Source organism: Paracoccus marcusii (assembly GCF_006151785.1).
Lineage (GTDB): Bacteria > Pseudomonadota > Alphaproteobacteria > Rhodobacterales > Rhodobacteraceae > Paracoccus > Paracoccus marcusii.
The window spans coordinates 1-10,116 of the sequence record NZ_VDDD01000120.1; the positions used below are offsets into that span (position 1 = coordinate 1).

The 10,116-nt window shown below is 67.2% G+C and carries 12 protein-coding genes; 11 read left to right on the forward strand and 1 reads right to left on the reverse strand.

The window, feature by feature from the left end; translation table 11 throughout:
* Window positions 1-145 precede the first annotated feature (145 nt).
* The 5 genes from FHD68_RS15205 (at window position 146) to FHD68_RS15225 (ending at window position 4,328) form a co-directional block, all read left to right on the forward strand.
* Window positions 146-1,120: a sulfate ABC transporter substrate-binding protein gene (locus FHD68_RS15205; RefSeq protein WP_127897618.1), complete on the forward strand. Its 975-nt coding sequence runs from the start codon at window positions 146-148 to the stop codon at window positions 1,118-1,120.
* A complete protein-coding gene (gene cysT / locus FHD68_RS15210) occupies window positions 1,117-1,956 on the forward strand; it encodes a sulfate ABC transporter permease subunit CysT (protein ID WP_127897619.1) in 840 nt (279 codons plus the stop codon). Before FHD68_RS15205 ends, cysT begins: the two co-directional genes overlap by 4 nt.
* Entirely contained in the window at window positions 1,949-2,809 is an 861-nt protein-coding gene (cysW, locus tag FHD68_RS15215) for a sulfate ABC transporter permease subunit CysW (RefSeq protein WP_127897620.1), read from the forward strand. The genes cysT and cysW overlap by 8 nt, the downstream gene beginning before the upstream one ends.
* A gap of 13 nt (window positions 2,810-2,822) precedes the next feature.
* On the forward strand, window positions 2,823-3,542 hold the full coding sequence (locus FHD68_RS15220) for a sulfate/molybdate ABC transporter ATP-binding protein (protein WP_139086155.1): 720 nt from the start codon (window positions 2,823-2,825) through the stop codon (window positions 3,540-3,542).
* Window positions 3,543-3,701: 159 nt separating this feature from the next.
* Window positions 3,702-4,328, forward strand: a complete 627-nt coding sequence (locus FHD68_RS15225; RefSeq protein WP_127897622.1) for a TetR/AcrR family transcriptional regulator — start codon at window positions 3,702-3,704, stop codon at window positions 4,326-4,328.
* Here FHD68_RS15225 and FHD68_RS15230 read toward each other — a convergent pair whose 3' ends face one another.
* Entirely contained in the window at window positions 4,329-4,766 is a 438-nt protein-coding gene (locus FHD68_RS15230; protein ID WP_127897623.1) for a DUF1810 domain-containing protein, read from the reverse strand.
* Window positions 4,767-4,928: 162 nt separating this feature from the next.
* Here FHD68_RS15230 and FHD68_RS15235 point away from each other — a divergent pair, with 162 nt between their 5' ends.
* The 6 genes from FHD68_RS15235 to FHD68_RS15260 form a co-directional block, all read left to right on the forward strand.
* The gene (locus FHD68_RS15235) at window positions 4,929-5,411 is read left to right on the forward strand and encodes a DUF421 domain-containing protein (RefSeq protein ID WP_127897624.1); all 483 of its coding nucleotides are present in this window, start codon (window positions 4,929-4,931) and stop codon (window positions 5,409-5,411) included.
* Window positions 5,412-5,476: 65 nt separating this feature from the next.
* Window positions 5,477-6,403: a LysR family transcriptional regulator gene (locus tag FHD68_RS15240; protein WP_127897625.1), complete on the forward strand. Its 927-nt coding sequence runs from the start codon at window positions 5,477-5,479 to the stop codon at window positions 6,401-6,403.
* Between the two features lie 105 nt (window positions 6,404-6,508).
* Window positions 6,509-7,498, forward strand: a complete 990-nt coding sequence (locus FHD68_RS15245) for a tripartite tricarboxylate transporter substrate binding protein (RefSeq protein ID WP_045982582.1) — start codon at window positions 6,509-6,511, stop codon at window positions 7,496-7,498.
* An 87-nt stretch (window positions 7,499-7,585) separates the two neighbouring features.
* On the forward strand, window positions 7,586-8,086 hold the full coding sequence (locus FHD68_RS15250; RefSeq protein ID WP_045982583.1) for a tripartite tricarboxylate transporter TctB family protein: 501 nt from the start codon (window positions 7,586-7,588) through the stop codon (window positions 8,084-8,086).
* 9 nt (window positions 8,087-8,095) lie between these two features.
* Entirely contained in the window at window positions 8,096-9,589 is a 1,494-nt protein-coding gene (locus tag FHD68_RS15255) for a tripartite tricarboxylate transporter permease (protein ID WP_127897626.1), read from the forward strand.
* Between the two features lie 3 nt (window positions 9,590-9,592).
* Window positions 9,593-10,116, forward strand: a 524-nt coding sequence (locus FHD68_RS15260; RefSeq protein WP_425277553.1) for a shikimate dehydrogenase family protein, incomplete at its 3' end; no start/stop codon positions are given.

Genomic DNA, 10,116 nt, shown 5'->3' on the forward strand with positions numbered 1-10,116 from the left:
CCCCGATCGCAGCCAGCATCCCCGCGCAGACCGCCGGCCCGGACGCGGCCACGGCCCCCCAGACCCGGCGCACCGCGCCGGGCTGGTGGCCGACCGGCCGTCTGACGCCCACCGGCATCTGACCCATCCCATCACGAGGACCATCATGTTCATCCGCCCCGCCATCCTGTCGCTGCTGCTGCTGGCCCCCGCCGCCCAAGCGCAGGATCTGCTGAACGTCAGCTATGACCCCACGCGCGAGCTCTATCGCGACGTCAATCAGGCCTTTGCCGCCCATTGGCAGGCCCAAGGCCATGATGCCCCCCGGATCGAGACCAGCCACGGCGGGTCGGGCGCGCAGGCACGATCCGTGATCGACGGCCTGAACGCGCAGGTGGTGACGCTGGCGCTGGCCAGCGACATCGACCAGATCGCCGCCGCCGGAAAGCTGCCGGACGACTGGCAGTCGCGGCTGCCGCACAATTCCAGCCCCTATACCTCGACGATCGTGTTCCTTGTGCGCGACGGCAATCCCAAGGGCATCCAGGATTGGGGCGACCTGACCGCCGAGGGGGTCGAGGTGATCACGCCCAACCCCAAGACGTCCGGCGGGGCGCGCTGGAACTATCTGGCGGCCTGGGCCTGGGCCCAGAAGAACGGCCGCGATCCAGCCGAGTTCGTGGGCCAGATCTTTGCCAACGTGCCCGTCCTGGACACCGGCGCGCGCGGCTCGACCACGACCTTTGCACAGCGCGGCATCGGCGACGTGCTGCTGGCTTGGGAGAATGAGGCCTATCTGGCGCTGGCCGAACTGGGCGAGGATCAGTTCGACATCGTCGTGCCCAGCCTGTCGATCCTGGCCGAACCGCCGGTGGCCCTGGTCGACGGCAACATCGCGGACGACGCGCAGCGTGACCTGGCAAGCGCCTATCTGGATTATCTTTACACCCCGGAAGGGCAGGCCCTGGCCTTCAAGCACTATTACCGCGCGTGGGACGCCAGCGCCGCCGACCCCGCGGATGTCGCCCGCTTCCCCAAGCTGGAGCTGGTCACCATCGACGACTTGGGCGGTTGGGCCAAGCTGCAGCCCCAGCATTTCGGCGATGGCGGAATCTTCGACCAGATCTACGTGGCGAAATGAGCGGCCGACCCCTCATCAGCCGCACGGCGATGCCCGGTCTCGGCCTGTCGGCCGGGATCACCCTGTTCATGCTGATGCTGGTGGTGTTCCTGCCCATCGGCGCGCTGCTGTGGCAGGGCGCGGCCTTCGGCCCGGCGGCCGTGTGGGACACGATCAACCGCGAGCGGGTCTGGGCGGCGCTGTGGCTGTCCTTCCGGCTGTCCTTCCTGGCGGCCTGCTTCAACCTGATCTTCGGGGTGATCCTGGCCTGGGTTCTGGTCCGCTACCGCTTTCCGGGCCGGCGCATCGTCGATGCCGCGGTCGATCTGCCCTTCGCACTGCCCACCGCGGTGGCGGGCATCGCGTTGACCGCGCTTTACGCGCCGAACGGAGTGCTTGGCAGCCTGGCCGGTGATCTGGGCTGGCGCATCGCCTATACGCAATGGGGCATCTGGCTGGCCTTGGTCTTCGTAGGACTGCCCTTCGTCACCCGCACCGTCCAGCCGGTGATCGAGGAGATCGAGACCGAGGTCGAGGAGGCGTCCGCCACGCTCGGCGCGTCGCGCTGGCACACCCTGCGCCACGTGATCGCACCGATGCTGATGCCCGCGGCGCTGACCGGGTTCGCGCTGTCGCTGGCGCGTGCGGTCGGCGAATACGGGTCGGTCATCTTCATCGCCGGCAACATCCCGCTGCGCACCGAGATCGCCCCCCTGCTGATCGTGATCCAGCTGGAGGAGTACAACTACGGTGCCGCCGCCGCCATCGGCCTGGCGATGCTGGCCATCAGCTTCGCCATGCTGCTGGCGATCAACCTCATCCAGATCTGGTCACGCCGGAGGATCGGTCATGTCTGACGCCACCCACCCCTTCCGCCGCGCGACCGAGGAATCACCCGCCGCCCGGTGGGCACTGATCGCCGTCGCGGTGGGGGGCCTGGCCCTGCTTGTCGGCGCCCCGCTGGTCATCGTCTTTGCCGAGGCCCTGTCGCGGGGCTGGGCTGCCGCGGTCGCAAGCCTGGCCAGCCGGGACGCGCAATCCGCGATCCGCCTGACCCTGCTGATCACCGCAATCGCCGTGCCGCTGAATGCGGTCTTCGGCATCGCCGCCGCCTGGTTCGTCACCAAGTTCGACTTTCGCGGCAAGGCCTTCCTGATCACCCTCATCGACCTGCCCTTCAGCGTCAGCCCGGTCGTGGCGGGCCTGTGCATCGTGCTGCTGTTCGGGGCGAATTCGGCCATCGGCGGCTGGCTGGTGGCCAGCGGATACCCGATCGTCTTTGCCGTTCCGGGGATCGTGCTGGCCACGGTCTTCGTGACCTTCCCCTTTGTCGCGCGCGAGCTGATCCCCGTGATGATCGAGCACGGCCGCGCCGAGGAGGAGGCCGCGCTGACGCTTGGCGCATCGGGCTGGCGGGTGTTCCGCACCGTGACGTTGCCCAACATCCGGTGGGCGCTCCTCTACGGCACGCTGCTCTGCACCGCCCGCGCGATGGGAGAGTTCGGCGCCGTGGCCGTCGTCTCGGGCAAGATCCGCGGCCAGACCGCGACCATGCCGATCACCATCGAGATGTTCTACAACGAATACCTGTCGGTCGCGGCCTTCTCGATGGCGGCGACGCTGACAGGGCTGGCGCTCTTGACGCTGCTGCTGAAGACCGCGCTGGAACTGCGCCATGCCGACGCGCTGTCGGCCACCCGCCGCCACTGAGGAAGGACATCCCATGCATATCCAGATCGACGAGATCGCCAAGGAATTCGGGACCACCACCGCGCTGCACCCGGTGTCGCTGTCCATCCCCTCGGGGGCGCTGGTGGCGCTGCTGGGGCCGTCGGGTTCGGGCAAGACCACGCGCTTGCGCATCCTGGGCGGGCTGGAATTCCCGACCTCGGGGCGGGTGCTGTTCAACGGCCAGGACGCCACCGGCCTGTCGGTGCAGGACCGCCGCGCAGGCTTCGTGTTCCAGTCCTATGCCCTGTTCCGGCACATGACCGTCTTCGAGAACATCGCCTATGGCCTGCGCGCCCGGCCCCGCGCCAGCCGCCCCCCCAAGGCCGAGATCGAGCGGCGGGTGCTGAAGCTGCTGGACCTGATCCAGCTGCCCCAGATCGCCGACCGCTATCCGACCCAGCTGTCGGGCGGGCAGCGCCAGCGCGTGGCCCTGGCTCGCGCCCTGGCGATCGAGCCGCGCATGCTGCTTCTGGACGAGCCGTTCGGCGCGCTGGACGCCAAGGTCCGCAAGGAGCTGCGCCAGGGTCTGCGCGACATCCATGACGAGACCGGGCTGACCACCATCTTCGTCACGCATGACCAGGACGAGGCGATGGCGCTGGCCGATCTGGTCGTCGTCATGTCCATGGGCCGGATCGAGCAGATCGGAAAGCCCCAGGACATCCGCACCCGCCCTGCCACCGCCTTCGTGCGCGAATTCGTCGGCGTGTGACGGACGCCCGCCGCGGGTCGATGTCCTGTCGGTGGCGGGTGGTCAGGTGTCGCGAATGCCGCTGCCGCCTCTTGCGAAATGCGGCCAACTCTGCTTGTAGTTGCGCAGACAAAATGCGGTTCGCGATGCTGCGATGACGGACAGGACACAGAGGCTGCGATGACCGGGACGACCCTGCGTGGCAACGTCTATGCAAACGCCATCGAGGCGCTGACAGAGCTTGCGGCGCGCAACGGCGCGGTGCCGTCGATCCAGGAGATCGCCGACCACATGGGCGTGTGCCGGGACCGGATCGACCAGCTGTTTCCCAGCATTCAGCACCTGCTGGTCGCGATGGCCGAAAGCGCGATGATGGTGCTGAACCAGACGCTGATCGACTGTGTCGCGGCCGCCCGCCGCGACGATCCGGTCGCGCAGTTCCTGGCCATCGCGAACGGCTATGTCGAATGGGCGCATCGCCATCCCCGCGAGTTCCGGATCGTCGGGTCGATGCCCGCCGGCAATTTCGAGGGCAACGAACGCCTGATGCGCTATGAGGCGTCGATCCACGAATTGATGATCAGGCTGCTGCAGCGGGCGCAGGCATCCGGCCTGATCGCGCGGGATCAGGACCTGGTGACCTTCGTTTCTGTCGCGCACACCTTTGCCTATGGGGTGGCCAGCAAGATGCTGTTGGGCGATCTGGCCCGCTGGAACCCCGGATCGTCCGACATCGAGGCCGCGCGCACCAACATGCGCGTCTTCATCCTGCACCTGCTGCGCCCGTCGGGTCACGCGGTCGCGTGACTAGGCGTGCAGGCGGCGCGCCGTCACGGGGCAGGGCCGACCGTCGAAGAAGGTGTCCAGAATCGTCGTGAAGACCGCGGGGCCATCGACGGCGAACAGCGTGGCCGACGACCGCAGCTTGCCCGCGTCTATGGTGCCAAAGATCGCCTCGGCCGACCGGTCGTCATGGGTCAGAACGGCCTGCGCGCAGGCGACCAGGCGCGGACCAAGCAGCGGGTGCGCCAGGTACCGCCGCGCCTCGTCGCGGTCCGCTATGCCGTACAGGTGAGACATCGCCGACTGTCCCAATCCGCGCAGCTGCGGAAAGATGAACCACATCCAGTGGCTTTCCTTGCGGCCCCGCTCCAGTTCGGACAGCGCGACGGCATAGACGCGGTCCTGCGCGGCGGCGAACCGATCGAGGCTTTCGGGGTCCTGTGCGGGCGAATGGCGGGTCATGGGGGTGCTGCCTTTGGGTTTCGGACGGGACATCAGGACAACGCCCCGACCAGCCTGCCGGGTTCACATGGCCCGGGCCAATGTCCGATGGGCATCGGCCCAAGGCGAACCGATCCGTTCCCGCCACGTTGGACCCTGCAACGTGATGATGGAGGGGATCGGATGGATTGGGGCGCAATGTTCTTTCAGGGCTGGGAAGGCATCGTGCGCACGCTGCTTGTCGGCACCTTGGCCTATGTCGTGCTGGTGGCTTTTCTGCGCATCGCCGGCAAGCGCAGCCTTGCCAAGCTGAACGCCTTTGCCTTCGTGGTGACGGTCGCCCTGGGCTCGATCCTGGCCAGCATCCTGCTGCAGGAATCCATCGCGCTGGCCGAAGGGGCCACGGCGATCGGCCTTCTTCTGCTGCTGCAGTTCATCGTCACCTATGGGTCGGTCCATTCCGCCACCTTCGCCCGGCTGATCCGGGCCGAGCCGAGCCTGCTGGCCCGCGACGGCCGGTTCTGCAGCGCCACGATGACCCAGCAGCGGCTGACCGAGGACGAGATCATGGGCGTCGTCCGGTCGGCCGGGGCGCGCGACATCGCCGAGGTCCGCTTCGTCATCCTGGAGGCCGACGGCACCATCAGCGTGTCGCTGCAGCAGTAAGGGTGACCGGCGCGGGGCGCGATCGGAACCTTGCAATGCGCGCCTTTCCGCCCGAAGCATAAGCGATGAGAGAGCTTACCCTGCGCCAGGTCGAGGTCGTGCGCGCCGTCATGATCGCCGGCACGATCCAAGGTGCCGCCGATCTGCTGAACGTGTCCGCACCCGGGATCAGCCGGCTGATCAAGCATACCGAAAGCGGCCTTGGCATCCGGCTGTTCGAACGCAAGGCCGGGATCTTCGTCCCCGCGACCGAGGCGCATGCGATCTTTGCCATGCTGGAGCAGGTCCACCGGCAGATGGACAACCTGAACGTTGCGGTCAGCGCATTGCAGAAGGGGCATCAGTTTACGCTGTCCTTCGCATCCGCGCCCTCGATAGCGCAGTTCATCGCGGCGCGGGTCATCCGCGGACTGCGACAGCGGTTCCCCGATCTGGACATCGACCTGGACATCCTCAAGATCGAGGAGACGCTGGACTATCTGCTGCTGGAAAAGGGCGAGGTGGTGATCATGTCGTCGCACTTGGACAATCCCGGCATCCAGTGCACCCCCATCGGCGAGGGCCGGATCGTGGCCATCATGCCCGAAGGGCACGTGCTGACGCAGAAGCTGGCCGTGTCGATCCACGATTTGGTCCAGTATCCGTTCATCGGCGTCGATCCGTCCGACCCCTATGGCAAGACCCTGGCGCGGCCCTTCGACGATGCCGGCCTGACTCCGCGTCATGCGATGCGCGGGCGGTTCGCCCAGACCATCGTCAGCCTGGTGCGCCACGGCCTGGGCGTCGCGGTCATCGACGAATTCTCGGTGGCCGAGGTGTACATGGCCGGGCTGGTCCGCCGGCCGCTTGTCGAGCCCGCGACGATCACCGCCTGGTCGGTGCAGAAACGGGGGCGGCAGCTGTCCAGCTTTGCCGAACAGACCGTGACCCTGTTCCGCCGCGAACTGGGCCGGGCGCGGGCACGCGAGAGGTGGGACCAGCTCGCCGATTAACGTCAGGTTACGTTCCGCGTTCAATCGGTATTTGCGGTTAGCCCTGCGATCTGAGATGCATGGGCGACGGCCCAGGAGGATGGGCGCTGATCTGAGGGAGGAACGATGCGACATTTTGTTTACGGCGCGGCCGTGGTGCTGGGTCTGGCGATGCCTGCGATGGCCGAATACCCCGAACGCGACATCCAGGGCATCATCCAGTGGGGTGCCGGCGGGTCGACCGACACGGTCAGCCGTTCGGTGACGCCGCATGCCGAGGAGATCTTGGGCGCCAAGGTGATCCTGCAGAACGTGACCGGCGGGGTCGGGGCCATCGGCCTGAACCAGGCAGACCGCGCGGATGCCGACGGCTATACCCTGCTGTTCGGGGCCGAGAACCCCTTGCTCTACAAGGTCATGGGTCTGGGAGAGAAGGACTATTCGGACTTCGTGCCGATCAACGTCATCGCGCGCGGCATCCCCATCCTGGTCGCCCAGCCCGATGCGCCCTTCGACACCTTCCCCGAGATGATCGCCTATATCAACGAGAACCCGGGAGAGGTCCGTTTCGGTTCGACCGGGCCGGGCGGCCTGCCGTCTGTGGTCACGGCGATGATCAACGACAAGACCCCGATCGAGGTGACCGCCGTGCCCTATGACGGCGACGGCCCGGCGCTGACCGCGCTGCAGGGCGGGGCGATCGACGTGATGCCCGCCGTGCTGGGCGCCGCGCTGGAGCCGGTGCGGGCCGGCAACCTCAAGGCCATCGCGATCTTCGACACCGAAGGCGTGCCGCAGTTGCCCGATGTCCCGGCGATCACCGACACGAACCCGGAATTCGCCGACCTGCTGCCCTGGGGTCCGTTCTTCGGCATCTTCGTCAAGGCGGGCACCCCCGACGACATCGTGGCCAAGCTGACCGACGCCTATGGCCAGGCCACGCAGAACGCCGACTTCCTGTCGATGATGGAGGGACGCGGCTTCCGCATGCTGTCGCTGACCGGCGCCGAAGCCCAGGAGTTCCTGGACGGCTGGCAGAGCCAGACCGCCTGGATCCTGTACGACGCCGAGATCGCCAAGAACTCGCCCGAGGATTTCGGCATCAGCCGTCCCTGATCCGTCCCGATCATCCGCCGCTCCGGTCCGACCGGGGCGGCATCCCAAGGTCCGCGCAAGTCACAGGTCCGACGGAGGGACCCATCCATGGAACCGACCCCCAAACGTCGTCCGGGCGAACTTGTCTTCAACATCGCGGTCATGCTGGCCAGCTTCGGCCTGCTCTATTCCGCCTACGGCATCTCGGGCTTCGAGGCGCTTTCGGCCCCCGGCGCGGTGCCGATGGCCACCACCGCGATCATGGCGGTCTGCGCGATCATCATCCTGGTCCAGACGCTGCGCAAGGGCACGGGCGGCGGGCAGACCATGGCCGCCGACATCCTGCCGCTGATCGTGATCGTGACCATCGCGATGATCGCCGCCTATGCGGTGCTGCTGCGGCCGCTTGGCTTCCTGCCGACCTCGGTGCTGTTCCTGCTGGTGATGATCCGCTTTCTGTCGCGGCGCGGATGGGGCTTCTGCCTGGCCGTGTCGGTGGGCACCGTCTTCGTGATCTGGATCATCTTCCGCCTGATCTTCGCCGTCCTGATGCCCCAGGGCATCATTCCCGAGGGACGCATCGTCTCTGCCATCACGTCGCTGTTCTGAGGGCGCATCATGGACATCATGTCGAACCTGCTGATCCCGATCGTCAATCTTGACCTGCTGATGCTGATCGCCGTGGGGACCTTCGCGGGCATCTATGTCGGCGCGATCCCCGGCCTGTCGGTGACGATGGCCGTGTCGATCCTGATCTCGTTCACCTTCTCATGGGAGGTCTATCCGGCGCTGGCGCTGATGATCGGCATCTACATGGGCGGCGTCTATGGCGGGTCGCGCACCGCGATCCTGCTGAACATCCCCGGCGCACCATCGGCCATCGCCACCGCGCTGGACGGATTTCCCATGGCCCAGCAGGGCCGCGCCGGAGAGGCGATCGGCATCGTGACCGTGGTCTCGTTCATCGGCGGCTTCATCGGCATCTTCGCCCTGGGCGCCTTTGCCCCGCTGCTGTCGGACTTCGCCATCGGGTTCCAGCCGCGCGACTTCATGCTGCTGGCGATCATGGGCATCCTGCTGGTCGGATCGCTGTCGGGCGACAGCCTGGTCAAGGGCATCTTTGCGGGCGCCCTGGGCATCGGCGTGGGCGCAGTGGGCATGGACCCGCTGACCATCCAGGACCGGTTTGTCTTCGGCATCTCCGAACTGCGGGGCGGGATCTCGTTCGTGGCGGTGATGATCGGCCTTTTCGGCGTGTCCGAGGCGCTGATCCAGCTGCACAGCATCCACACCCCGGCCGTGCGCCAGAAGATCACCGGCATCATCCCCAGCTGGTCCAAGGTGCGTCGGCACCTGCCGCTTGGCCTGCAGACCTCGACCATCGGCACGGTCGTGGGGGCCCTGCCGGGCACCGGCGGCGACATCGCCGCACTGATGGCCTATGACCACGCCAAGCGCGTCACCCGCAACCCCGAGACCCCCTTCGGCAAGGGCGCCATCGAAGGGCTGGTCGCCCCCGAGACCGCCAACAATGCCGCCGTGGGCGGGGCGTTCATCCCCATGCTGACGCTTGGCATCCCGGGCGACGCGGTCACCGCGATCATGATCGGCGCGCTGTTCATCCACGGCCTGAACCCTGGCCCGATGCTGATGATCGAACAGCCCGACATGTTCTGGTTCATCGTCAGCTCGCTGGCGCTGGCCAACGTGTTCATGCTGATCTTCGGCCTGACCGGGATCCGCCTGTTCGTGCGCATCGTCGAACTGCCGCGCACGGTCCTGCTGCCGGTCATCATGGTGCTGTCGATCGTCGGCGCCTATGCGGTCAACAACAGCCTGACGGATGTCTACTGGATGCTGGGCTTTGGCGTGCTGGGCTATTTCATGCGGCTTTACGGCTATCCGCTGGCGCCCATCATCCTGGGGGTGATCCTGTCGCGGCTTCTGGACGACAACTGGCGCCGGGCCATCATCAGCGAGCGCGAGGATTTCGGCGCGATGATGATGGGCATCTTCACCAGCCCGCTGTCGCTTTGCCTGTTCCTTGCGGTCGTGATGATCCTTGTCACCAACACGCCGTGGTGGGCCCGGCGGCGCGCCCGCAAGGCCTGAGCAATGAAAGACCTGACCATGACCGACACGATCCTGCTGGGCCTGATCGGCGACAACATCGCGGCCTCGCAGTCGCCCCGCCTGCACCGTCTGGCAGGCCTGCAGAACGGGCGCCGGGTGCGCTATGACAGCCTGATCCCCGCGGTCGAGGGGCTGGACTTCGACGCCCTGTTCGCCCGCTGCGCGGCGGGGGGCTATCGCGGCATCAACGTCACTTATCCCTACAAGGAGGTCGTGGCGGGGCGGCTGCGCATCGACGATCCGCTGGTCAAGGCGATCGGGGCCTGCAACACGGTGCTGTTCGACCCGGAGGGGTCGCGCGGCTTCAACACCGACTATTCCGGCTTTGTCGCGGCCTATCGGCGGGTGCGGGGCGAACGGGCGCCGGGGGCCGTGCTGATGATCGGCGCGGGCGGCGTGGGGCGCGCAGTGGCCTTCGGCCTGATCGCCTTGGGCGCAACCGAGATCCGGCTGGCCGATCGCGACGCGGCCAAGGCCGACGGCCTGGCCGATGCGCTGCGCCGCGC